The organism is Rhizobiaceae bacterium (genome assembly GCA_023953845.1).
GTDB lineage: Bacteria > Pseudomonadota > Alphaproteobacteria > Rhizobiales > Rhizobiaceae > Arvimicrobium.
In genome coordinates this window covers 4,092,401-4,115,125 of sequence record JAMLJC010000001.1, presented here as the reverse complement: position 1 = coordinate 4,115,125, position 22,725 = coordinate 4,092,401, and the positions used below count along the sequence as shown (strand labels likewise).

The 22,725-nt window shown below is 63.2% G+C and carries 22 protein-coding genes and 1 tRNA gene; 13 read left to right on the top strand and 10 right to left on the bottom strand.

The features are described from left to right. Window positions 1-17: 17 nt before the first annotated feature. Window positions 18-1,268, top strand: coding sequence for a cytochrome P450 (locus tag M9955_20370; GenBank protein MCO5083999.1), 1,251 nt, complete (start codon window positions 18-20; stop codon window positions 1,266-1,268). On the opposite strand, the gene M9955_20365 is transcribed toward M9955_20370, so the two are convergent. The 5 genes from M9955_20365 to M9955_20345 all read right to left on the bottom strand — a co-directional run bounded on the left by M9955_20365 (window position 1,255) and on the right by M9955_20345 (window position 4,880). Next, a complete protein-coding gene (locus M9955_20365) occupies window positions 1,255-1,614 on the bottom strand; it encodes a cupin domain-containing protein (GenBank protein MCO5083998.1) in 360 nt (119 codons plus the stop codon). The two genes, M9955_20370 and M9955_20365, sit on opposite strands and share 14 nt — an antisense overlap. A gap of 40 nt (window positions 1,615-1,654) precedes the next feature. Then, window positions 1,655-2,938, bottom strand: coding sequence for an O-acetylhomoserine aminocarboxypropyltransferase (locus M9955_20360; protein ID MCO5083997.1), 1,284 nt, complete (start codon window positions 2,936-2,938; stop codon window positions 1,655-1,657). Between the two features lie 183 nt (window positions 2,939-3,121). Continuing rightward, window positions 3,122-3,643: a CoA-binding protein gene (locus tag M9955_20355; protein MCO5083996.1), complete on the bottom strand. Its 522-nt coding sequence runs from the start codon at window positions 3,641-3,643 to the stop codon at window positions 3,122-3,124. Then, complete coding sequence (locus M9955_20350) at window positions 3,640-4,059, bottom strand: VOC family protein (protein ID MCO5083995.1); 420 nt, start codon at window positions 4,057-4,059, stop codon at window positions 3,640-3,642. Before M9955_20350 ends, M9955_20355 begins: the two co-directional genes overlap by 4 nt. A 2-nt stretch (window positions 4,060-4,061) precedes the next feature. Beyond that, entirely contained in the window at window positions 4,062-4,880 is an 819-nt protein-coding gene (locus M9955_20345; GenBank protein ID MCO5083994.1) for an enoyl-CoA hydratase, read from the bottom strand. 137 nt (window positions 4,881-5,017) lie between these two features. Here M9955_20345 and M9955_20340 point away from each other — a divergent pair, with 137 nt between their 5' ends. The 5 genes from M9955_20340 to argC all read left to right on the top strand — a co-directional run bounded on the left by M9955_20340 (window position 5,018) and on the right by argC (window position 8,732). Then, window positions 5,018-5,470 carry a PaaI family thioesterase gene (locus tag M9955_20340; GenBank protein ID MCO5083993.1) on the top strand — a complete coding sequence of 151 codons (453 nt, stop codon included), beginning with the start codon at window positions 5,018-5,020 and terminating at the stop codon, window positions 5,468-5,470. Between the two features lie 216 nt (window positions 5,471-5,686). Then, window positions 5,687-6,148 (top strand): 50S ribosomal protein L13, encoded by a 462-nt coding sequence (rplM, locus tag M9955_20335; GenBank protein ID MCO5083992.1) that lies wholly within the window; start codon window positions 5,687-5,689, stop codon window positions 6,146-6,148. Between the two features lie 2 nt (window positions 6,149-6,150). Continuing rightward, on the top strand, window positions 6,151-6,633 hold the full coding sequence (gene rpsI, locus M9955_20330) for a 30S ribosomal protein S9 (GenBank protein MCO5083991.1): 483 nt from the start codon (window positions 6,151-6,153) through the stop codon (window positions 6,631-6,633). A 171-nt stretch (window positions 6,634-6,804) separates the two neighbouring features. Beyond that, a complete protein-coding gene (gene speB, locus M9955_20325) occupies window positions 6,805-7,749 on the top strand; it encodes an agmatinase (GenBank protein MCO5083990.1) in 945 nt (314 codons plus the stop codon). 50 nt (window positions 7,750-7,799) lie between these two features. Further along, window positions 7,800-8,732 carry an N-acetyl-gamma-glutamyl-phosphate reductase gene (gene argC / locus M9955_20320; GenBank protein MCO5083989.1) on the top strand — a complete coding sequence of 311 codons (933 nt, stop codon included), beginning with the start codon at window positions 7,800-7,802 and terminating at the stop codon, window positions 8,730-8,732. 29 nt (window positions 8,733-8,761) lie between these two features. Here argC and M9955_20315 read toward each other — a convergent pair whose 3' ends face one another. After that, a complete protein-coding gene (locus M9955_20315) occupies window positions 8,762-9,856 on the bottom strand; it encodes a COX15/CtaA family protein (GenBank protein MCO5083988.1) in 1,095 nt (364 codons plus the stop codon). A gap of 121 nt (window positions 9,857-9,977) precedes the next feature. On the opposite strand from M9955_20315, the gene M9955_20310 reads away from it, so the two are divergent. Next, window positions 9,978-10,193 carry a DUF2842 domain-containing protein gene (locus M9955_20310; GenBank protein MCO5083987.1) on the top strand — a complete coding sequence of 72 codons (216 nt, stop codon included), beginning with the start codon at window positions 9,978-9,980 and terminating at the stop codon, window positions 10,191-10,193. 8 nt (window positions 10,194-10,201) lie between these two features. Here M9955_20310 and M9955_20305 read toward each other — a convergent pair whose 3' ends face one another. Beyond that, the gene (locus M9955_20305; GenBank protein MCO5083986.1) at window positions 10,202-11,260 is read right to left on the bottom strand and encodes a polysaccharide deacetylase family protein; all 1,059 of its coding nucleotides are present in this window, start codon (window positions 11,258-11,260) and stop codon (window positions 10,202-10,204) included. An 88-nt stretch (window positions 11,261-11,348) separates the two neighbouring features. Between M9955_20305 and M9955_20300 the strand changes: the two genes are divergently transcribed. After that, window positions 11,349-12,554: a GNAT family N-acetyltransferase gene (locus M9955_20300; protein MCO5083985.1), complete on the top strand. Its 1,206-nt coding sequence runs from the start codon at window positions 11,349-11,351 to the stop codon at window positions 12,552-12,554. Here M9955_20300 and M9955_20295 read toward each other — a convergent pair whose 3' ends face one another. Further along, on the bottom strand, window positions 12,555-14,786 hold the full coding sequence (locus M9955_20295) for an exopolysaccharide transport family protein (GenBank protein ID MCO5083984.1): 2,232 nt from the start codon (window positions 14,784-14,786) through the stop codon (window positions 12,555-12,557). It abuts the gene before it with no gap. 260 nt (window positions 14,787-15,046) lie between these two features. On the opposite strand from M9955_20295, the gene M9955_20290 reads away from it, so the two are divergent. The 4 genes from M9955_20290 (at window position 15,047) to M9955_20275 (ending at window position 19,599) form a co-directional block, all read left to right on the top strand. Beyond that, a complete protein-coding gene (locus tag M9955_20290) occupies window positions 15,047-15,610 on the top strand; it encodes a polysaccharide export protein (protein MCO5083983.1) in 564 nt (187 codons plus the stop codon). 13 nt (window positions 15,611-15,623) lie between these two features. Continuing rightward, complete coding sequence (locus tag M9955_20285) at window positions 15,624-16,757, top strand: glycosyltransferase (GenBank protein MCO5083982.1); 1,134 nt, start codon at window positions 15,624-15,626, stop codon at window positions 16,755-16,757. Between the two features lie 77 nt (window positions 16,758-16,834). Then, complete coding sequence (locus tag M9955_20280) at window positions 16,835-18,367, top strand: undecaprenyl-phosphate glucose phosphotransferase (protein ID MCO5083981.1); 1,533 nt, start codon at window positions 16,835-16,837, stop codon at window positions 18,365-18,367. Next, complete coding sequence (locus M9955_20275; GenBank protein MCO5083980.1) at window positions 18,364-19,599, top strand: O-antigen ligase family protein; 1,236 nt, start codon at window positions 18,364-18,366, stop codon at window positions 19,597-19,599. Before M9955_20280 ends, M9955_20275 begins: the two co-directional genes overlap by 4 nt. A 247-nt stretch (window positions 19,600-19,846) precedes the next feature. On the opposite strand, the gene M9955_20270 is transcribed toward M9955_20275, so the two are convergent. Continuing rightward, window positions 19,847-19,923 (bottom strand) — tRNA-Pro (locus M9955_20270). Between the two features lie 86 nt (window positions 19,924-20,009). Further along, window positions 20,010-21,158 (bottom strand): aminotransferase class I/II-fold pyridoxal phosphate-dependent enzyme, encoded by a 1,149-nt coding sequence (locus tag M9955_20265; GenBank protein MCO5083979.1) that lies wholly within the window; start codon window positions 21,156-21,158, stop codon window positions 20,010-20,012. A 205-nt stretch (window positions 21,159-21,363) separates the two neighbouring features. On the opposite strand from M9955_20265, the gene M9955_20260 reads away from it, so the two are divergent. Further along, a complete protein-coding gene (locus M9955_20260; GenBank protein ID MCO5083978.1) occupies window positions 21,364-22,701 on the top strand; it encodes a M48 family metalloprotease in 1,338 nt (445 codons plus the stop codon). Window positions 22,702-22,725: the final 24 nt, after the last annotated feature.

Below are 22,725 nucleotides of genomic sequence, written 5' to 3'. Positions count from 1 at the left end.
CGCGCTATCTGCACGGGATGACAGATCGCCCGTCCTATCTCGCCTACGACCCTGCTGGCCGCCGGCTGCGGCTCGACCCGCACGAGCGGGCGTTCTTCCGGAATCCGTATGAAGCCTATCGCTGGCTCCACGAACAGGGCGGCGTATTCTTCTGGGAAGACTACGGCCTCTGGTGCTTCGGCCGCTACGAAGACGTCAACCGCCTGCTGCGCGACCGCCGTTTCGGGCGCGAGCGACCCGGCGGGTATCTTTCCGTCGCTGCGGACGGCAGCCGCGCCCATCTCGCGACCTTCGACGGGATCGAAGCCAACTCCATGCTGGAACTGGAGCCGCCGGTTCATACGCGTCTACGGACGCTGGTGAATCGCGCCTTCGTGTCGCGTCAGGTCGAGCGGCTGAGACCACGCATCGAAGCGCTCGCCAACGAACTGGTCGACCGCTTTCCCGCCACGGGAACGATCGATCTGCTGCCGGCCTATGCCGCGCCGCTGCCGATCACCATCATCGCGGAAATGCTCGGCGTTCCGGTGCAGATGGGACCGCAATTGCTCGACTGGTCGCACGACATGGTCGCCATGTACATGCATGGCCGCACGCGAGAGACCGAGGAGCGCGCCGAGCGCGCGGCGCGCGATTTCACGGTTTTCCTGCGGAGCTACATCAGGCAGCGACGCGAAAATCCCGGCGAAGACCTGCTTTCCCTGCTGATTTCGGCGCATGAGGGCGGCCAGAAGCTCTCCGAGGACGAACTGATTTCATCGACGATACTGCTGCTCAATGCAGGCCATGAAGCGACGGTGCATCAGGCCGGAAACGCCGTCCGTACGATATTGCGGCAGGGCGGCGATCCGCGCCGCTTCTTCGCGACGCCCGAGGCGACGGAAGCGGCAACAGAGGAATGCCTGCGCATCGACGCGCCGCTGCACATGTTCACGCGCTACGCCTATCACGAGATCGAAGCCGCGCCCGGCGTGACGGTGGAGCCGGGCCAGCAGGTCGCCCTGCTGCTCGGCATGGCGAACCATGACCCGCAATCGTTCGAGGCGCCGACGGAATTCCGGCCAGACCGTACGGATCAGAAGAACGTCTCCTTCGGCGCCGGCATTCACTTCTGCATCGGCGCGCCGCTGGCCCGGCTCGAATTGCAGATAGGACTAAAGGTGCTGTTCGACCGGCTGCCGGAACTCCGCCTCGCTGAAGAACCGCGCGTGAACGACGTCTATCATTTCCATGGGTTGGAGCGGCTCGACGTCCTTATCCGGCCCTAAGCCGGATCACATATTCCTTGCGGGTCGTCTGGATGACTTCCCAGGTGCCGCTGAAACCGGGCCTCAGGACAAAGCTGTCTCCGGGTTTCACGATCCGCGCCTCGCCATCGTCCTCGGTCACGACCGACAGGCCCGCCAGGATATGGCAGAACTCCCACTCGTCGTACTGGATGCGCCACTTTCCGGGCGTGGCTTCCCAGATACCCGCATAGAGGCCGCCTTCGACCTCCTCGATATTCCATGTCAGGAATTTAGGGTCGCCGGAAATGAGGCGGTCTCTGGCGGGTGCTCCCGCCTCCGGCTGCACGGCGGAGATGTCGATGCTCAGGAATTTCGGCGCGGTCATCGAGAGGCTCCTCTGCTGGAGCCTCTCTGTGCCATGCCGATCAGACTTTGGACAGCGCCTGATCGAGGTCGGCGATGATGTCCTGCGCATCCTCGATGCCGATGGAGAGGCGTACCGTGTCCGGCCCTGCCCCGGCGGCGATCTTCTGCTCGTCCGAAAGCTGGCGGTGCGTGGTCGAGGCCGGGTGGATCACCAGCGACTTGGTGTCGCCGATGTTGGCGAGATGCGAGAAAAGCTCGAGCGAATCCACGAACTTCACGCCCGCATCGTAGCCACCCTTGAGGCCGAAGGTGAAAACGGCACCCGCCCCGTTCGGCGAATACTTCTTCTGCAGCGCGTGGTTTTTGCTGGTCGGGAGACCGGAATGCTCCACCCAGGCAACCTTGGGATGATCCGACAGCCAGCCTGCGACGGTCAACGCATTGTCTGAATGGCGCTGCATGCGCAGCGGAAGCGTCTCCAGACCCGTCAGGATCAGGAAGGCGTTGAACGGAGAGATGGCCGGGCCGAAATCGCGCAGGCCGAGCACCCGCGCCGCGATAGCGAAGGCGAAATTGCCGAACGTCTCGTGCAGCACGATACCGGCATATTCAGGACGCGGCTCCGACAGCATCGGGTACTTTCCGGACTTCGACCAGTCGAAAGTCCCGCCATCGACCAGAATGCCGCCAACGGAGTTGCCGTGACCGCCGATGAACTTGGTCAGCGAATGGACGACGATGTCGGCTCCGTGCTCGATCGGCCGAACCAGATAGGGCGAAGCCATCGTATTGTCGACGATCAGCGGAATGCCGTGCCTGCGCGCGATGTCGCCGATCTTCTCGATATCGACGAAGTTGCCGGCCGGGTTCGCCACACTCTCGATGAAGATCGCCTTGGTCTTGTCATCGATCTGCGCCTCGAAGCTCGCCGGATCGTTGGCGTCGGCCCAGCGCACCTGCCAGTCGAAGTTCTTGTAGGCATGGCCAAACTGGTTGATCGAGCCGCCGTAAAGCTTGTTGGCGGCGACGAAATTTTCTCCCGGCCGCATGATGGTATGGAAGACGAGCATCTGCGCGGCGTGGCCGGATGCCGTGGCGAGCGCTGCCGTGCCGCCCTCCAGCGCCGCGACGCGCTCTTCGAGCACGGCTTGCGTCGGGTTCATGATGCGGGTGTAGATGTTGCCGAACGCCTTCAGCCCGAACAGCGACGCAGCGTGATCGGCGTCGTCGAACACGTAGGACGTGGTCTGGTAGATGGGCGTCGCCCGTGCGCCGGTCGCCGGATCGGGTTTGGCTCCCGCATGGACGGCAAGCGTGTTGAACCCTGGGGCGCGCTGGGACATCAGTTTTTCCTCACCTGAAAAATCTTTCTAATGCGGTCGCATTCTTGGCAAAGCGGCGCGGCAAAAGCAAAGACGAAAATTCCGCCAGGTGAAGATTTGGAAGAACGACGTTTCATGACAGGCAGCCACGACGCCATTCCCGTGTCAAAACGTCCTAAATTGGCATCAATGCCCGGTGAGCCGTCACTTCACCCGGATGCCGAAACTCTGGAAGCCGGAACGCATGGTCGGCTTCCTGGACGACAGCACGCGGCTGTTGACCCCGTTCCAGCCTATCTCGCCCGACAGGCGGCCGTATTCGATCTTCGGGCAGCGGTTCATGACGACCTTGATACCGGCCGCCTCGGCCTTCGCCGCCGCCTCGTCGTGGCGCACGGTGAGTTGCATCCAGATCACCTTCGGCAGCGGATCGAGCGCCAGCGCCTCGTCGACGATGGGCGGCACCATGGCCGACGCGCGGAAAATATCCACCATGTCGATCGGCACAGGCACATCCGCAAGCCTGGCATAGGTCATGCGGCCGAGAATTTCCTTGCCGGCCTGCCCCGGATTGATCGGATAGACGTCGAACCCCTTGTCGAGCAGGTATTTCGTCACGAAAAAGCTCGGCCTCACGTCGTTGGCCGATGCGCCGACGATAGCAATCGTCTTAACGGAGTTGAGTATGCCGGCGATGTAGGCGTTGTCGTAGGAATCGTGGTTCATGCGGGCAGCGCAATACGTCCTTCCGCGTCGATCGGAAAGTCCGGATTGTGGGCGACCTCCCAGAGATTGCCTTCCGGATCGGAAAAATAGCCGTACCAGCCGCCCCAGAAAGCGCGGCCCGCCGGCTTGACGATCCGGCCTCCGCAGCGTTCGGCAAGACCGAGCACGTCATCCACCTCGCCTTCCGAACGCGTGTTGTACGCCAGATAGACCCGCGAAACGCCTTCGCCGAACCAGACGCCGGCATCCTCTTCGGCGCTCGCCTTCGGAAAAAGCGCGAGTATCACGCCTCCCATCTGGAAGAAGGTGACTCCGTCATCGATACGATGGCGCGTCAGGCCCATCGCCTCATAAAATGCAGTCTGGCGTTCGAGATCGTTCACCGCGATGGTGACGATCGAGACGCGCGGCTCCATGCCTATTCGCCCTTCCATTCCGGCGTGCGCTTGTCGATGAAGGCCGATATGCCTTCTTTCGCGTCTGCGGCCAGCATGTTCTCCACCATGACGCGCGAGGCATGATCGTATGCGTCAGCCAATCCCATCTCGGCCTGCGCATAGAAAGCCTCTTTTCCCATCCTTAGCGTCGAAGGTGATTTGGAAGCAATGGTTTGCGCGTACTTGTTCACGACCTGGCTGAGATATTCGCGCGGCACCACACGGTTCACCAGCCCGAATTCCTTGGCGGCGGCGGCGTCGACCATCTCGCCCGTGAGCAGCATTTCCATCGCATGCTTGGGCTTCAGTCCGCGTACCAGCGCCACGCCGGGCGTTGTGCAGAAAAGCCCGACATTGATGCCGTTGACCCCGAAAGTCGCCTTGTCCGACGCGATGGCGAGATCGCACGACGCGACGAGTTGGCAGCCGGCGGCTGTGGCAATGCCGTCAACCTCGGCGATGATCGGCTTGGGGTGGCGCACGATCGACTGCATGAGGCGCGAGCAGACGGCGAATGTCTCCTCGAAATAGCCCCTGCCGCCGTCGGGATCGCTGCGATGCGCGGTCATCTGCTTGAGATCATGGCCCGCGCAGAACAGCTTGCCGGCGGCATTGATGACGATCACGCGCGCCCGCTTCTCCTCCGCCGCAGCGTCAAGCTCGACCTGCAAGGCCTGCATCGTTTCGAGAGACAGGGCATTCGCAGGTGGATTCGACAGCGTCAGCGTCAGAATGGCGCCTTCGCGGCTGGCGACCACCGGTCCTTCCGGCTGGCGTTTCAGCGCGACCACTTCAGCCATGATCATCTCCCGATCGAATTTCCTGTCGTGTTCCAACCTAGCATGTGGAACCTTGAAGCACAGCCGTCAAACGTGTTTGGTGACCGCCGCGGTCCCGGCCAGAAGGCACGGACGCTTGTACCAAGACGCAGGAACACATGCCCGAACAGTCCAGCCTCACCCCTGTCATGACGGTCGCGGAGGTCAACGCGCTGCTGGCCGAGGTTTTCCCGCAACTCAACGAGCAGTCGGATTATTATCAGGCGATCGAGATCTTTCAGGGCGGATGCGTGGTTCGGCTGAATGCCGAAGAGCGCCATCTCAGGCCGGGCGGCACAGTATCGGGCCCTGCTCTCTTCACGCTCGCGGACATTGGCGGCTATGTCTGCGTCCTCTCGCATGCGGGTCCGGACGCGCTGTCGGTCACGACGAACCTCAACATCAACTTCGTGCGCAAGGCCGGAGCGGGCCTGATCGAGGGGCATTGCCGTATCCTGAAGCTGGGCAAGAGCCTGATGGTCTTCGACTGCGACATCGTGGCCGGACCGGACCGCCATACGGTGGCCCACGCCACAGGAACCTATTCCATCCCGCCCCAAGCAAAGAAATAGATGGGGTATTTTCATACCACATCTATAACTGTCTGATTTTATTGAGCTTGTATTGACGCGATTGCGATAACGTCGATTGACGCCATGATGGCGGTCCTCTATAAGCCGCCTCGGAACAGCGGCCCCTTCGGCCGCCGTTTCACTATTGGCTTTCGAAGAAGCCAATCCAAGCAACAAGAAACGCCTTCCTTGTGAAGGTCCTTGAGAGAGAAAACCATGAAGACCTTTTCGCAGAAGCCTGCGGAGGTGACGAAGAAGTGGGTGCTGATCGACGCCGAGGGTCTCGTCGTCGGCCGTCTCGCCACCATCATCGCCAACCGTCTGCGCGGCAAGCACAAGCCCACCTTCACCCCGCATGTCGACGACGGCGACAACGTCATCGTCATCAATGCCGAGAAGGTAGCCTTCACCGGCAAGAAGCACACCGACAAGATGTACTACTGGCACACCGGTCATCCCGGCGGCATCAAGGAGCGCACCGCGCGCCAGCTGCTCGAGGGCCGTTTCCCCGAGCGCGTCGTCGAGAAGGCGGTCGAGCGCATGATCCCGCGCGGCCCGCTCGGCCGTCGCCAGATGAAGAATCTCCGCGTCTATGCCGGTGCCGAGCACCCGCATGTGGCGCAGCAGCCCGAGGCGCTCGACGTCGCGGCGCTGAACTCCAAGAACAAGAGGGCCTGACAATGGCTGAGCTTTCCTCGCTCGCAGAACTGGGCGCCGCCACCGGCCAGACCAACACGCAGCCTGCCGCTCCCGTGCACGTCCAGAAGCTGGACAAGCAGGGCCGCGCCTACGCTACCGGCAAGCGCAAGGACGCCATCGCGCGCGTCTGGGTGAAGCCGGGCTCCGGCAAGATCACCGTCAACGACAAGGCGTACGAGGCGTATTTCGCCCGTCCGGTGCTGCAGATGGTGCTTCGTCAGCCGATCGTCGCGACCAACCGCGACGGTCAGTTCGACATCGTCGTCACCGTCAAGGGCGGCGGTCTCTCCGGTCAGGCGGGCGCCGTCCGCCACGGCATCTCGAAGGCGCTGACCTATTACGAGCCGGGCCTGCGCGGCGTGCTCAAGAAGGGCGGCTTCCTTACCCGCGACCCGCGCGTCGTCGAGCGCAAGAAGTACGGCAAGGCGAAGGCCCGCCGTTCCTTCCAGTTCTCGAAGCGCTAAGACGCTTCATCGAAGACCAGAAGGGCTCCGCATCGCGGGGCCCTTTTTCGTTTGGGAGGGAGCGTCCGGACGATCGATGCTCACCCCTTGCGTCTCCGGATTTGGCGATGAGGCTGGCAAGTTCGGCGCAGCTTGGCTAGACAGGCGTCCGGCAAACGAGGGGAAAAGCGCATGGCATCCGGAGACATCGACAACGCCTTCGTCGCAAAATCGGTACGCGGCAACGCCTACGAGCCGACCTATGCGGGCGCGCTTTCCTTCATGCGGCGAAAATACTCCAAGAAAGTCGCCGGCGCCGATGCGATCGTGTGGGGCATCCCCTTCGATGCAGCCGTCACCAACCGGCCCGGGGCGCGCTTCGGCCCACAGGCGATCCGGCGTGCATCGGCCATCATGGACAACGATCCCCAATATCCGTTCCATCGCGAACTGTTCGACACGCTGGCGGTGGTCGACTACGGAGACTGCCTGCTTGATTCCCACCATCACGAGCGGACGCCGCGCACCATAGAACGCGAGGCTACGAAGCTGTTGAAGTCGGGCGCCTTCCTGCTGTCGCTGGGCGGCGACCATTTCATTACCTGGCCGCTGCTCAAGGCGCACGCAGCGATCCACGGCCCGCTGGCGCTTGTTCAGTTCGACGCGCATCAGGACACCTGGGCGAGCACCGGCATCAGCCACGGCTCGTTTGTGGCGCACGCCGCCGAACAGGGCATCATAGACCCCGACCGCTCGATCCAGATCGGCATCCGCACCCATGCGCCGAAGGACTACGGCATCAAGATCCTCTACGGCTACGACGTCGAGGAGATGCGGGCGGCCGACATCGCCTATGCGATCGCCGAACGCACCGGCGGCAAGAAGACCTACGTCACCTTCGACATAGATTGCCTTGACCCCGCATATGCGCCGGGCACCGGCACGCCGGTCGCGGGCGGCCCCAGCTCGTCGAAGATGCTCTCGGTGCTCAAACAGATGGGTCATATCGACATTGTCGGCGCGGATGTCGTCGAGGTTGCGCCGGCCTACGACCATGCCGATATAACGGCGATCGCCGGCGCGGCGGTGGCGCAGGCTTATCTGGGCCTGCTGGCGGAACGGAAAGCGCGCGGCTGAAGGCGGCCGGCGCAAAGCATCGGGATCACGAAGGATTGGCGGGCAGGCACATGAAGCCGAAGATTTTCATCGATGGCGAACACGGTACGACAGGTTTGCAGATCCGCGCCATGCTGGCCGATCGCGGCGATCTGGAAGTGATTTCGATCCCGGTCGAACACCGCAAGGACCAGTCCGCCCGCAAGGATTTTCTCAACAAGGCCGATCTCGCTATCCTCTGTCTTCCGGACGACGCGGCCAGGGAAAGCGTCTCGCTGATTGAAAACGACACGACACGCGTCGTCGATGCCTCCACGGCGCATCGCGTCGCCGATGGCTGGGCCTACGGTTTTCCGGAAATGGACCGCGCCCAACCGGCCGCCATCGCCGGTTCGACGCGCGTCGCCAATCCCGGCTGCTGGCCGCAGGGTCCGATTGCGACGCTACGCCCGCTTGTCAGCGCCGGGCTGCTGCCGGCCGACTTCCCGGTGACGGTGAACGGCATCAGCGGCTACAGCGGCGGCGGCCGGCAGATGATCGAGGACTACGTCGCCAAAGGCGAGGATGCGCCCGAGTTCCAGCCTTACGGTCTGACGCTCAAGCACAAGCATATTCCCGAGCTGCGCACCTATTCGAAGCTGACGACCGATCCGCTGATGCAGCCGGCAGTCGGCAATTTCGCGCAGGGCATGATAACCATGGTGCCGCTGCAGCTCGGCCATCTGCCGAAGGTACCGAAGGGCGCGGAGCTTCATGCGGCGATCGCCGACCATTATGCCGGCATCGAAAATGGCTTCGTGGAAGTCGCGCCGCTGGCCGATATCGAGCGTTCGCCGGAGATCGAGCCGGAGCACTACAACGGCACCAATCGCATGAAGGTTTATGTGCTCGCCAACGATGCGCGAGCCCAGGCGATCCTGCTCGCCGTCTATGACAATCTCGGCAAGGGCGCTTCCGGCGCCGCCGTCCAGAACATGAACCTGATGCTCGGGCTGGCCGGCTGACGCCGGCCATCGCGTTCGTAACGTGGCGCTCAGCCTTTTGCGGGCGTGTCTGCGGGTATCTGATACGGGCCCTTCGTGCCGCGCCAATGCGCAGTGGCGAAGCCCAGCACGACCAGCGCGAAGGCCTGATGCGCGATGGCCCAATGGAATTCCACCTGCGTCAGCAATGCGCCGATCCCCAGGCCCGCCTGCGCGATCAGAAGCATGAAGAGAATGATCGCGCGGCGCGAATGTGTCGTGTCCGGCCCGCGCTTCGTCACATAAATCGCGTGCCAAAGGCCGATCGCCAATAAGACATAGGCCCCGAGACGATGCACGAACTGCACCATTTTCGGGTTCTCGAAGAAGTTGCGCCAAGCCGGATCGATGGCGAACAGGCCGCCCGGTACGATCGTTCCGTCCATCAGCGGCCAAGTGTTGTAGCTCAAGCCGGCGTTCAGCCCGGCGACCAGCCCGCCAAGATACAGTTGGAACAGCACCAGAAGCACCATGATGCCGGTGAAACGCTGCGTTTTCCTGTCTGCGGCGGCTTCTGTGTGGGGCGCGAGCCCCCGCGCGACATAGAAGATCGCGGCGAAGATGACCGCAGCGAGCGTCAGATGGGTGGCAAGCCGGTACTGGCTGACGTCGGTCCGCTCGACCAGTCCGGAAGCCACCATCCACCAGCCGATAGCGCCTTGCAGGCCGCCTAGACACAGCAGGAACACGAGTTTCGGGCCGAGCCCCCGTTCGATCCGTCGCGTCACCGCAAAGAAAAGCAGAGGCAGCGCGAACAGCACGCCCACACCGCGCGCGAGAAACCGATGCGCCCACTCCCACCAGAAGATCCGCTTGAACTCGTCAAGCGACATCCCTTTATTGATCTGGGTGTATTGCGGGATCTGCTGGTATTTTGCGAACTCTTCCTGCCACTCCGCGTCGTTGAGGGGCGGGATGACACCGTGGATGGGCTTCCACTCGGTGATCGAAAGGCCGGATTCCGTGAGTCGCGTGGCGCCGCCCACGACAACCAACGCAAACAGCACGACAAGCACGACGTAGAGCCATAGGCGCACCAGCGCGCGGTTCCGCAATATGCGGTCGCTCGTGGCGGAGACTGGCATGGTGCTTGCGACAGCGCTCATATGGCTTGCCTCATGGTGCCGCGTGTCGTGGACCATCGCATCGGCGCTGGCAAGGCTGGCGCTCGCGACACGCCGTCGCGCCGTTATTGCGAAGTTCGCGCCCGGAGGTTAGGAACCTGCAATGCCCGTGCGCCTCAGGAAACTCATCGGGACCGTGCTTCTGGTCCTTCTGGTGATCGTCTATGCGATCGTCGCGACCGTCTTCGCCGTCGCGCAGCTGGCCGAGTCCGGGCCGCTGATCCAGTTTTCGTTCTTCCTGTTCTCCGGCCTGCTCTGGGTGCTGCCAGCGATGCTGCTGATCAAATGGATGGTGGGACCGCGACCGACCGGCCGTTGAGCCGACGGCTAGACGGTTACAACCATCTTGCCGGCGTTTGCCAGCGGCGTCGTGACGCCCGAAAGCATGGTGCGCATATGCCCGATACGCTGGTAGCGGCCGTTGACGGAAATTCTCGGCAGCGCATGCATGTGGCCCGAATGCGCGCTTTGCAGGACGCCATGGCGCGTCGTCACCGCCGACACGAACCCGGCTTTCGCCGCAAGCGCCACCTCCCGGCAGCCCGCCGCGCCCGCATATCCGTAGGGATAGGCCATGTGGCGAGGCCGCGCGCCGATCTCGATCTCGAGGATGCCGGCGCAATCGGCGATCTCGCGCGCCGCCTTGCTCTCGGGCAGCCGGCTCAGGCTGTAGTGATTGACCGAATGCGCGCCGATGGTGGCGAGAGGATGCGCGGCGATGCGGCGCAGCTCGTCCCAGTTCATCAACGTCTCGCGCGCCGGCGCCTCCGGGTCGACGCCAACGGATCTGGCAAGGTCGCGCAGCACCTGTCGCTGGTCCTCCTCCCGCACAGCGGTGGTGAGGAAGGTGTGCAGCCAGGAATTCGCCTCGAACTTCCTGGCGGGCGTCGAGCAATCCAGCGTTGCTGTCCCCGAGGCGGTCGGCACGCGGAGCACGTCCCGCGCGTCGACGACGTTCTCCGCCACCATCCACCACAGATCCACGGCGCGGTTGATCAGCGCCGGCGCGACATAGATGGTGAAGGGCGTGCCATGCTTTTCGAACACCGGCAACGCTTCGATCAGATTGTCACGATAGCCGTCGTCGGCGGTGATCGTGGCGAAACGCTGCCGGAAATCGCCGACGGCAAGGCGCTCGCAGACCTCGTCCAGCGACAGGAACACGTAGCCCGAACGTTTCATGTCGGCGATCAGTTCGTCGAGAAAAGCGGGGTCGACGGTCAGATGCCGGTTGACGCTGTTCGGAGGGATCGGTTGCGCGGTGACGCGGTGCAGCATGAGGATGGCGCCGACGCCGCCGAAAAACGGTCGCGTCAGCGGCGCGATGCCTGAATATCGTGCAAGGTTGAGCGTCAGTTTCCGGATCGCCTCGCCCGTGTCGATCATTGCTTCACCTTTTTGACCTAGGCTGACGATCGATCACGGTTTCGGGGCAAAGTTTCACCGTTTCCGAATACGCTGGAAGAATTGAAGGATGGTTGACGCTGCCGCTTCAATGCGCGCGAGGCAGGCACCCACGGCGGATATTTCGCCGACGCAGCGTCGTGTCGAGGTCTCTGCGGCTACAGGCGAAACGGTAGAGGCCTACGCACGACTGGTCGAACGCGGCCTTGCGGCGCCCGCGCAGAGCGCGGCATGGGTAGGTGGCTGGGCTTCGAACGTCGAAGCCGATGCCTTGCTGGTAACGATCCATGTCGACGATCAGCCGGCGCTTTCCATCGGCCTTGAGGTGTCGCGGAGCGGGCCGCTGACCGTCTGCGGGTTCATGGGAGGGCGGCACGCCAACGGCAATTTCCCCGCCACGGACCCGGCCCTGCTGGCGGACCTTTCGCCAGCGGCGTTTTTGGATCTGTTCGAGAGCATCCATCGGGCCCGGCCCGACATAGACCTGCTGAAGCTGGAACGACTAGCCCCGCAACTTGGCGACGTCCCCAATCCACTGCTGCGGCTCGACCACTATCCGAGCTCCAACGTGGCGCTCGCTCTCAGTCTCGACGGCGGTTTCGACGCCGTGCTCAATCGCACCAGCGCCAAGCGAAAGCGCAAGAAGCACCGTTCGCAGACGCGCAAGTTCGACGCCGCCGGCGGGTTTCGCCGCATCCGTGCCTCGACGCCGGAAGAAGTCGACCGGCTTCTGGACGTCTTTTTCGAGATGAAGGAACAGCGCTTCCGAAAGATGGGCATCGCCAATGTTTTCGGCGATCCTGCCGTGCGGCGCTTTTTCCGGGAGCTTTTCGCGCAAAGCCTCGGTCCCTCCCCTTCCTTTGTGCTGCACGGGCTGGAAGTCGGCGGGAAGCTCCGCGCGATAACCGGTTCCAGCGTCTGCGGCGACCGTCTGATCTGCGAGTTCGGCGCCATCGCGGAAGACGACATGGCGCATGCAAGTCCCGGCGACTTCCTGTTCTTCGAAAACATCTGCGAAGCGGCGCGGTCCGGCTTTGCGGTCTACGATTTCAGCGTCGGAGACGAGCCCTACAAGCGGCTCTGGTGCAATATCGAAACCACCCAATACGACGTAATAGTGCCATTTACGCTGAAAGGACGCGCCTTTGCCGGAGCGCTACGGGCCGCCACGGCAGCCAAGGCCGCCGTGAAAAACAATCCGGCATTGTGGAATCTCGTCAAACGTCTCCGGAAGGGCGCCGCAGGCGCGGAATCCACATCGACGGACGGCGATTGATCAGGCTGCCGAACGGCCCGGCACCGGCGCCATCGGCGGCACGTAACCCGCCGGCGTCACAAGCGTCAGATGGTCGTAACCACGCGCGCGCAACGCCTCGGCCGTATCGGCGATGGCGTCGTCGCCAGGTTCGATGACGCTCACGAGGATCTCCGTGTCGTTGCTGACCAGGCGACGGATGCCTTCCGCATCCGTCGGCCCGCACTCGACGACGACCACATCGTAGGCTGTCGTGAGCGAATCCATGATGATCGGCAGGCGATCGGCGGCGCGCATAGCGCGAACCGGATCGGCGGTGCCGACCGGAATCACGTGGCAATCCGAATAGTGGTCGGAATGGATGACGTCCGTGAACTGCGCCTCCGCCGCAAGAAGGTTCGTGATGCCGGGCAAGCCGACGCCATCGAGCATCGGACGGGACGCCGCGCCAGCCGCCGTCAGATCGAGCAGCAGGACGCGCAGTCCGGCATCAGCGACCTCGCGCGCCACCATGACGGCAGCGGCAGCGGCTTCATCGCCCTCCGGCGAAACGAAAATCGCCCGGGATGCACCCCCCGAAATGAGCTTCTCGGCAGCCCGGTCAATGGTTACTTCGCCCAGAACGGAGGGAGTGAACGACACCGGCCGCAGAGACGATGCGTCCTCGTCCGAGGACGAATCCGGCGCTTCGTCGGAAACATGTTGCTCCGCGTCCTTATCTCCCGGGACAGCCGCCGAAACTCCGATGGGCGATGCGACTTCGATGGCGTCGATACGCGGCTCGGACATCTCCGCCGTCCGAACGGCTGGCATCTCGACCTGCGCCACAGGCTCGATCCGGGCTCCCGGCGCCGGCCGCATGGCGCGGCCGCTGAACAGTTCCTGCAGCATGGTTGCAATCGCCATGACCAGCAAAGAAGCGATGAAGGCGGCGATCACGATCGGCAGGATTTTGGGGAAATACGGCTCCGCCGGGACGGTGGCTGGCGAGAAAACGCGCGCATCGACCGGCATGTAGTTGCGGTCATTGCGCGATGTGGCCTCGCGATAGCGCGTCAGATAGGATTCCAGCAGATCGCGCTGGGAAGCGGCTTCCCTCTCCAATGCGCGCAGCTCCACCTCTTCCTCGCCGGCCCGGGCTGATTCCGCCTTCATCCGATTGAGGCTGCCGACAAGTTGCTCCTCGCGCAGTCCGGCTGTCTTGGCCTCCGTCATCAGGCTGTCCAGCACGTTGTTGGCTTCGCGACGGATCTGGGCGTCGAGATCGCCCAGTTGCGAACGCAGCGCGCGGATGCGCGGATGGTTGTCCAGCAGCGTCGTCGAAAGATCGGCAATATCCGCCTGCAATTGCGCCTGGCGCTCGCGCAGGCGCTGGATGAGAGGCGACGAGAGCACGTCCGGCAGGGCGTCGAGAGACGCGCCGCGTTCCAGCACGTCGCGGACGCTTTGCGCGCGCGCCTCCGCAGACGCCCGGTTGGCGCGAACCCTGCTCAGTTCCGTCGAGATTTCCGAAAGCTGCTGGGTGGCGAGCACGGAATTGTTCTGGCCGATCAGGAGGTCGGACTGCGCCCTGAAGGCAGCAACCCTGGCCTCCGCATCCTTCACCTGCTTCGACAACTCCTTGATCTCGGGTTCGAGCCAGGCTGTCGCATCCGTGTTGGATGCGAGCTTCGCGTCGCGCTGCGCTTTCAGATAAACTTCGGCAATGGCGTTCGGCACATCCGCGGCGAGCTTCGGGTCCTCGGACGAGAACTCGATGACGATGACGCGCGAGTTTTCAACGCGATAGACATTCAGCTTTTCGCGGAACTTCTTCAGCACCCGTTCGTCCGCCGGAATCTCCGACGGATCGGCCTTCAGGCGAGCCACCACCATCAGCCAGTCGAGCAGCGACGGATTGGCGACATCGTCGAACTCCTCGCGCCCAGCGAGGTTGAACTGCTGGGCGACCTGACGGAGGACGTTGGTGGAGAGTATCACCTCGACCTGGCTCGCGACGCCTTCCGCATCGAGGCTCGGGCTGTTCGATTCGTTGTTCGTATCCTGCGGCCGGGTGAACACCGACTCACCCGTCTCGATCAGGATACGGGTCTCGGCGCGATATTTCGGCGTAGCCAGCCATGCGAGGACGAAGGCGATTCCGGTGACCACCAGCGCCACGATGAGAATGCGGGGCCATTCCCGCACGAGGCTGGCAAACAGTTTGCCGAGATCGACATCCACGTCGTTTGCAGCGTTTTCGACACGCGTCATGCGGGCACTCGCCTGATCCAGATCGTCGGGAAGCGTAAACTTCTATGGTAACTCAGTCGTTAAGAAACGCGGCGGGCGCCATGATTCACCCGCCCCATCCGACTGTTCGCCGGGATTGCGGCGGAATGACACGAGTCCGGCCATTAACGATTTCGTCGCCCGAGCCGCCGGCTTTACCGGGCATTAACCCTAACAAGTCGATAAGAACGCATCGGGGTGCGCACCGTCGCAGAGCGCACGCGCAAGGATACGACCATCGAATGGCACGCCTTCTTCCGCTTCTGTCCGCAGTCGTCGCAGTCGGCCTGCTCGCCGGCTGTTCTGGCTATCGGCCTGCGCCCGAGGCGTTCCATGCCGCGATCACCCAGCCCTACCGTCTCGGCGCCGGCGACCGCGTCCGCATCACCGTATTCGAACAGGAAAGCCTCACCAACACCTACAGCATCGACCAGTCAGGCTACCTGGCCTTCCCGCTGATCGGCTCAATCCCGGCACGCGGCCGGACGGTTCAGGAACTGGAGGCCTCCCTCGCCGCCGGACTGCGTCAGGGCTTCCTGCGCGATCCGGACGTCTCGGTCGAGGTCGACCGCTACCGTCCCATCTTCGTCATGGGCGAAGTCGGCGCGGCTGGACAGTATTCCTACGTTCCGGGCCTGACCGCCCAAAAGGCCATCGCCATAGCCGGCGGGTTCACCCCACGCGCCAACCAGACCAATGTCGACGTGACGCGCGATATCAACGGCAAGGTGATGACCGGGCGCGTCGTCACGTCGGACCCCGTCCTTCCGGGCGATACGATCTACGTCCGCGAGCGCCTTTTCTGATCGCGGCGCCTTCGTGTCGACGACGCCGCTCCGCATCGTTCACTGCTTCCGGTCGCCGGTGGGCGGAATCTTCCGCCACGTTCGCGATCTCACCGAGGCGCAGGTCGCGGCCGGGCATCAGATCGGCATCGTCTGCGATTCGACGACGGGCGGCGCCTATGAGGAGCAGCTCTTCGACGGATTGAAGCATCATCTCGCGCTCGGCATGCACCGCACGCCGATGCAGCGCCACATCGGCCCGGGCGACCTCGCATCGGCCTGGCGAACATACAGGATTATCAAGGGATTGCAGCCGGATATTATACATGGGCACGGCGCCAAGGGTGGCGTCTACGCCCGTCTTTTCGGCTCACTTCTGCGGGTTTCAAGGTCTCGCGTGGCCCGCCTCTATTCGCCGCATGGCGGCAGTCTGCACTATGATGAAGGCACAGCGGTCGGAAAGCTCTTCTTCATGCTGGAAAGGTTGATAGGGCGCTTCACCGACCATCTGCTCTTCGTTTCCGACTATGAACGCAGCGCATATCGCAGAAAGGTGGGAGAAGCGCCCGTCCCCAACAGCCTTGTCTACAACGGACTGCGCGCCGAGGAATTCCAGTCCGTGGCGACGGCGACGGATGCCGGCGACTTTCTCTACATCGGCATGATGCGCGACCTGAAGGGGCCGGACATCTTCATCGACGCGCTGGCGGCGGCGGAGCGCATCGTCGGCCGGCCGCTCAGCGCCGTCATGGTCGGCGATGGCGACGATCTGCCGAAATACAAGGCGCAGGTGCGAACGCTCGGCATGACGGACCGGGTCAAGTTCCATCCTGCAATGCCGGCGCGCGCGGCGTTTGCGCTGGCGAAGACGATCGCCGTGCCATCGCGCGCGGAAGCCATGCCCTATATCGTGCTCGAAGCGTTGGCCGCCGGCAAGCCGATGATCGCGACAGCGGTCGGCGGCATTCCTGAGATTTTTGGAGCCGACTCCCCTGCCCTCGTGCAACCGGATGCCGACGAGCTTGCGGCAAAAATGGCATTCGCGTTGCAGGAGCCGGAAAAATTCCGCGCACTGATGCCCGTGCAGGCCGATCTGAAGAGCCGCTTCGGCGCAGATGTCATGGCCGCCCGCATCGAAGCGGCTTATCGCGGCGCGCTCGCCGCCTGAACCGTATACAGGTCTCTCCATCAAGGGATTCTTAGTTCGTTTCTGCTATCCGCAGGCAGAATCGTGGACAGCAACCGATGAACGAGATGGACCCCGCACATCGCTTCTCGACCGCTGCGGTCAGGGCGGTCGGCGAGGAGACTGGCAAGAAATCCACCACGCTGAATCCGATGGCCCGGCAGATCGCGTCGCAGTACCGGCGCGACTCCATGTCTCCGGTGCTCGCGAGCGGCACCATGCGCATCGTCGAATTCGGCCTGCTGGTCATGTCGGGCCTGTTGCTGTGCGCTGCCTATGTCGGGATGAACTCGCAGTTGCTGCTGCACTATCTCGGCATCACCCTCACCGCCTCCGCGATGACCGTCATCCTTCTGGAACTCACGGACGCCTACGAGATCTCAACCCTGATGCGTCCGATGCGGTACTTCGGGCGCATGTTCCTGGTCTGGTCGGGCACTTTCGCCGCACTGATCGTGACGGGTTTCTTCCTCAAGATTTCCGCCGAATATTCCCGCTTCTGGTTCGGCGCATGGTACGCGACCGGCTTCGCGCTGGTGTTCGGCATACGCCTTGTGGCGGCACACTTCTTCCGCAAATGGGCGCGGAACGGCCGCATGGAGCGCCGCGCGCTCATCGTCGGCGGCGGCAAGACCGCCGAGGCGCTGATACGTTCCATCGAACAGCAACCCTACAACGACATCCGCATCTGCGGCATATTCGATGACCGTGACAACAGGCGCTCGCCGCCGATTGTGGCCGGCTATCCGAAGCTCGGCACGGTGGCCGAACTGATAGAATTCGCGCGCATCGCACGGATCGACATGCTCATCGTCTCCCTGCCGCTCACCGCCGAATCGCGTGTGCTTTCGCTGCTCAAGAAGCTCTGGGTCCTGCCCGTCGACATCCGCCTTTCGGCGCACTCGAACCAGCTTCGTTTCCGGCCACGGTCCTATTCCTTCATCGGCTCCGTCCCGATGCTGGATATCTTCGACAAGCCGATCAACGACTGGGATTCGGTGGCGAAACGAGTCTTCGACATCTTCTTCAGCCTGATCGGCATCATCGTCTTCTCGCCGATCATGATCGCCACGGCGATCGCCATCAAGCTCGACAGCAAGGGGCCTGTCCTCTTCAAGCAGAAGCGCCACGGCTTCAACAACGAGGAGATCGACGTCTACAAGTTCCGCTCGATGTACACGGACAGGGCCGACCCGACCGCCAAGAACGCAGTCACCAAGAACGATCCGCGCGTCACGCGCGTCGGCCGCTTCATCCGCAAGACCTCGATCGACGAACTGCCGCAGTTCTTCAATGCGCTGCTCGGCAGCCTCTCGTTGGTCGGCCCACGGCCGCATGCGGTGGCGGCGCAGTCCCATAACAAGCTGTTCAACGAGGTCGTCGACGGATATTTCGCGCGACACCGCGTGAAGCCCGGCGTCACCGGATGGGCGCAGATCAACGGCTGGCGCGGCGAGATCGACAGCGACGACAAGATCAAGAAGCGCACGGAGTTCGACCTCTACTATATCGAGAACTGGTCGCTCTGGTTCGATCTCAAGATTCTGCTGCTCACGCCGGTCAAGCTGCTGAATACGGAGAACGCCTATTGAGCGCGATTGCCGCACCGCTCGACCGCGCGGCGATCAATGCCAAGTCGATCGCGCTCATTTCGACGGCGGCGGTTTCGTTCGGCGTGTTCCTGTCGGGCTTCGTCATCGAGGAGCCCGCGCCGTACGAGCTCTACATGGCGGCTCTCATCGGCGTATGGGCGCTGTTCGGTCTCAGGATTTCGCGCTTCGTCCTGCCTCTGCTCATCCTTCTCGTCGTCTTCAATATCGGCGGCGCGATCTCCATGACACAGATGGCCGATCTCAGGAGCACGCCGCTCTATCTCGCCGTATCCCTGTTCCTCGCCTTCACGGCTGTCTTCATCGCGGCCGTTGTAGAAGCGAATCCAAATCTTTATCGCCCGATCTTCACAGCGTGGCTGTGCGCGGCGATCCCGACCGCGATGCTCGGTATTCTCGGCTATTTCCATGCCTTTCCGGGCGCGGAGATTTTCACGAAATACGAGCGCGCCGCCGGCGCCTTCCAGGACCCGAACGTCTTCGGCCCGTTCCTGGCGCTGCCGGGCATCTACCTGCTCTATCGCACGCTGACGGAACGCCCGTCTTATATCCTGCTCTACGCCGTGCCTCTGCTGATCGTCGCGGGCGGCATCTTCCTCTCCTTCTCGCGCGGAGCATGGGGGCTGTTCGGCGTCTCGTCCGTCCTGCTGGTGTTCGCGCTGTTCCTGCAGACCACAAGCGGCAGGCTCCGGCTGCGCATCGTCGTCATGAGCATCGCGGCTTTCGCTCTTCTCATCGTCGGCCTGCTCGTCGCCTTGCAGATCCCCAGCATCGCGGAACTCTTCACCAACCGCGCCCAGCTTGCGCAGGACTATGACAGCGCACGGCTTGGCCGCTTCGCCCGCTATGTCATCGGCTTCCAGATGGCGCTGGAGCATCCGTTCGGCATCGGCCCGCTGGAGTTCGGCCAGATCTTTGGCGAGGACACGCACAATATCTGGCTGAAAGCATTGATGGACTACGGCTGGGTCGGCTTCCTCTCCTATCTCGGCCTGATTCTATGGACCATCGCAGCCGGCTTCCGGACCCTGTTCCGCGCCCGTCCCTGGCAACCCTATCTGCTCTGCGCCTATGTCGTCTTCATCGGCCATGTCGGGCTGGGCAGCGTGATCGACACCGATCACTGGCGGCACTTCTATCTCCTGCTCGGCCTGATCTGGGGCGCCATCGCCCTTGAATACCGACATCAGCGCAATCTTCGCGCCGCACGCTGAGCACTCCGCAAAGAAAAAGCCCGTCGGGGGAGGAGATCCGACGGGCTTTCAACTTTCAATGTGGCGCGGGAGGAGGAGCACCACATCTCACGTCGACATCACATCTGGGAGGAGGAGATGGTCGACAGCACTTCGATATGACGATCCACGTGATTCCGCAATGCACAAAATGTTACGCAACCGCGAGATGCGAGAGCTACATCGCACTCGCCGATCATATCTTCGCTCTGAATTGTCGATGAAGAGATGGTCGGAGCGGCGGGATTCGAACCCACGACCCCTTGACCCCCAGTCAAGTGCGCTACCGGGCTGCGCTACGCTCCGAACCGCGCAAAGCCCTATAGTCTCGTGCCTGTCCGCGCAAGGCCCAAATTGCAAAACCGCCTCGCCCGGACGAGACGGTCCCGCCCCTATCCCAGCCAGTTCTCCAGCCGCCGCAGCGCCTCGACCATGTCGTCGTGGCTGCCCGCATAGGAAAATCGCATGTAGCGATGGCCCTGCAGCGGATCGAAATCCCGCCCGGGCGTTGCCGCGACATGCGCCTCCGCCAGCATGCGGCGCGCGAATTCCATGCTGTCATTGGTGAGTTTCGAAACGTCGCAGAAGGCGTAAAACGCCCCATCCATCGGCGCAGCGAGCGAAAAACCCAAGGCAGGCAACCGCTCCATCAGGAGGGACCGGTTCCAGGCGTAGCGCGCCTTTACTGCTTCGAGTTCGTTCGTCGCAGTGAAAGCCTCGACAGCCGCGATCTGCGACAGTTCCGGGGCCGAGATGTAGAGGCTCTGCTGCACCCGCTCGATGGCCCGCGCAAGGCGTTCGGGCACCACCATCCAGCCGATGCGCCAGCCCGTCATGCAATAGTATTTGGAGAAGGAGTTGATGACTGTCACATCGTCATCGAAAGACAGCGCCGTCACGTCCGGCGCACCGTAGGAGAGCCTGTGATAGATCTCGTCCGAGATCACGGCGACGCCGAGTTCGGAGGCCGTGCGCACCAGCCGCTCCAGTTCGCCCGCGGGCACCACCGCGCCCGTCGGATTGGCGGGGCTGGCGAAGAGAAGACCCCTGAGCGGCTTGTCCAGCCAGGCGTTGCGCAGGTGATCGGCGTCCAGGAACGGCGCGCCCTGCAATTCGATCTCGACCACCTCGATACCGAGCGCAGCCATGATGTTCCGGTAAGCCGGATAGCCGGGTGCGGCAATGGCGACACGGTCGCCGGGATCGAACATGGTGAGGAAGGCGAGATTGAAAGCCGCCGAGGAGCCGGTCGTGACGACCACGCGTGATGCGGGCACGTCGATATCGTAGCGCTCGCCATAATGGCGCGTGATCGCTTCCCGGAGTTCGGCCCTGCCGAGCGCGTCCGTATAGCCGATGCGCCCGTCGGCGAGCGCATGCCGCGCCGCATCGCGGACTGCCGCCGGCGCGGGATCGGACGGCTGACCGACCGCCATGGAAATGACCGGCACACCCTTCGCCTTCAGGCGATTCGCTTCGGCGAGGACGTCCATTGCGTGGAACGGCTCCACCTCGCCGCGTTTCGAAATGGCAACGGTCATCCGGAAAACCTTCATGGGCGGCCGCGACAGGCCATGCGCCGCACAAATGCCCGATTGGTATGGGGATCACAAGTTGATGAATCCCGCGCCGCTCCCTTTTCACCGCAAGGCCGCTCGTCTACGAGTGCTCACCATGTCGATGTTCGAGAATATCGTCGGAATACTGCCACGCCGGCCGATCGTCGCGGCCGTGGCAAGCGTCGGCATGCTCGTCACATCGCTGCATGCGGGCCTCGCCCAGCAGCAGAAGCTGCCGATCGTGCGCGACGCCGAGATCGAGGCTCTGGTGCGCGAATATGCGCGGCCGGTGCTGAAGGCCGCGGGTCTGGCGAACTCGGGCATCGAGATCGTGCTGGTCAACGATTCGAGCTTCAATGCGTTCGTCGCGGGCCGCCGCATCTTCGTCAACACCGGCGCTCTGCTCCAGTCGGAAACGCCGAACGAGATCATCGGCGTGCTCGCACATGAGGCGGGCCATATAGCCGGCGGCCATCAGGAGAGGCTGCGCGATCAGCTTGCACGCGCCCAGACGATGGCGATCGTCGCCGGGCTGCTCGGCATCGGCGCTACGGTCGCCGGCGCGGCATCGAAAAGCAGCGGCCTCGCGCAGGCGGGAACCGGTTTGGCGCTCGGCGGCAGCGAGGTGGCGCGCCGCGGCCTGCTTGCCTATCAGCGGACCGAGGAGACGACAGCCGACCGCTCCGCCCTCACCTATCTTGAGCGCACCGGCCAGTCGCCCGCAGGCATGTTGAAGACGTTCAAGCGGTTCCAGAGCGCGCTGGCGCTTTCCGGCGCGAATGTCGATCCGTACCGGATCAGCCATCCCACCCCGCGCGACCGCATCGCCAATCTGGAAACGCTTGCCCGGCAAAGCCCCTATTTCGACAAGCTCGATCCGCCGGCACTGCAACAGCGCCACGACATGATGCGCGCAAAGATCGCCGTCTACACGCAGGGACAGTCGGCTGCACAACGCCTGTTCCGCCAGAACCGCACGTCGGTCGCGGCGCAATATGGCGATGCGCAGGCCACATTCGTCTTCGGCAATCCACGCTCGGCGCTCGGCAAGGTGGATGCGCTGCTCAAGGAGCAGCCGAAGAACCCCTATTTCCACGAACTGCGCGGCGACGTGCTGATGAAAGCGAACCGCCCCGCCGAAGCAGCAAAGGCGTATGCCACGGCCGTCAGCCTCGACCCGGCGAAATCGGGCATGCTGATGATGAGCTATGGGCAGGCGCTGCTCGCCGTCGGCACACGGGATTCGGCGGAGAAAGCCGTACAGCAGCTGCGCAAGGGCTTGGATCGCGATCCCGAAAACGCAGCCGCCTATCGCTACCTCGCGCAGGCATACGGCCAGCTTGGCGATATCGCCGAGGCGGAACTCGCCACAGCCGATGGCTACTACTACAGCGGGGATTACGAGCAGGCGAAGATAATGGCCGCCCGCGCGCAACAGAAATTCAAGCGCGGCACGCCGGGGTGGGTGCGCGCGCAAGACATCATCAATCAGCCTACCGGCAAAAAGAAAAAGAAGAAGGGCTGAACCGCCTTCGACACGGGCGGCCTG

Coding starts and splice junctions, on each gene's coding strand:
- M9955_20370 (MCO5083999.1), top strand. CDS start 18: ATGACAGATCGCCCGTCCTATCTCGCCTACGACCCTGCTGGCCGCCGG.
- M9955_20365 (MCO5083998.1), bottom strand. CDS start 1,614: ATGACCGCGCCGAAATTCCTGAGCATCGACATCTCCGCCGTGCAGCCG.
- M9955_20360 (MCO5083997.1), bottom strand. CDS start 2,938: ATGTCCCAGCGCGCCCCAGGGTTCAACACGCTTGCCGTCCATGCGGGA.
- M9955_20355 (MCO5083996.1), bottom strand. CDS start 3,643: ATGAACCACGATTCCTACGACAACGCCTACATCGCCGGCATACTCAAC.
- M9955_20350 (MCO5083995.1), bottom strand. CDS start 4,059: ATGGAGCCGCGCGTCTCGATCGTCACCATCGCGGTGAACGATCTCGAA.
- M9955_20345 (MCO5083994.1), bottom strand. CDS start 4,880: ATGGCTGAAGTGGTCGCGCTGAAACGCCAGCCGGAAGGACCGGTGGTC.
- M9955_20340 (MCO5083993.1), top strand. CDS start 5,018: ATGCCCGAACAGTCCAGCCTCACCCCTGTCATGACGGTCGCGGAGGTC.
- rplM (MCO5083992.1), top strand. CDS start 5,687: ATGAAGACCTTTTCGCAGAAGCCTGCGGAGGTGACGAAGAAGTGGGTG.
- rpsI (MCO5083991.1), top strand. CDS start 6,151: ATGGCTGAGCTTTCCTCGCTCGCAGAACTGGGCGCCGCCACCGGCCAG.
- speB (MCO5083990.1), top strand. CDS start 6,805: ATGGCATCCGGAGACATCGACAACGCCTTCGTCGCAAAATCGGTACGC.
- argC (MCO5083989.1), top strand. CDS start 7,800: ATGAAGCCGAAGATTTTCATCGATGGCGAACACGGTACGACAGGTTTG.
- M9955_20315 (MCO5083988.1), bottom strand. CDS start 9,856: ATGAGCGCTGTCGCAAGCACCATGCCAGTCTCCGCCACGAGCGACCGC.
- M9955_20310 (MCO5083987.1), top strand. CDS start 9,978: ATGCCCGTGCGCCTCAGGAAACTCATCGGGACCGTGCTTCTGGTCCTT.
- M9955_20305 (MCO5083986.1), bottom strand. CDS start 11,260: ATGATCGACACGGGCGAGGCGATCCGGAAACTGACGCTCAACCTTGCA.
- M9955_20300 (MCO5083985.1), top strand. CDS start 11,349: ATGGTTGACGCTGCCGCTTCAATGCGCGCGAGGCAGGCACCCACGGCG.
- M9955_20295 (MCO5083984.1), bottom strand. CDS start 14,786: ATGACGCGTGTCGAAAACGCTGCAAACGACGTGGATGTCGATCTCGGC.
- M9955_20290 (MCO5083983.1), top strand. CDS start 15,047: ATGGCACGCCTTCTTCCGCTTCTGTCCGCAGTCGTCGCAGTCGGCCTG.
- M9955_20280 (MCO5083981.1), top strand. CDS start 16,835: ATGAACGAGATGGACCCCGCACATCGCTTCTCGACCGCTGCGGTCAGG.
- M9955_20265 (MCO5083979.1), bottom strand. CDS start 21,158: ATGACCGTTGCCATTTCGAAACGCGGCGAGGTGGAGCCGTTCCACGCA.
- M9955_20260 (MCO5083978.1), top strand. CDS start 21,364: ATGCTCGTCACATCGCTGCATGCGGGCCTCGCCCAGCAGCAGAAGCTG.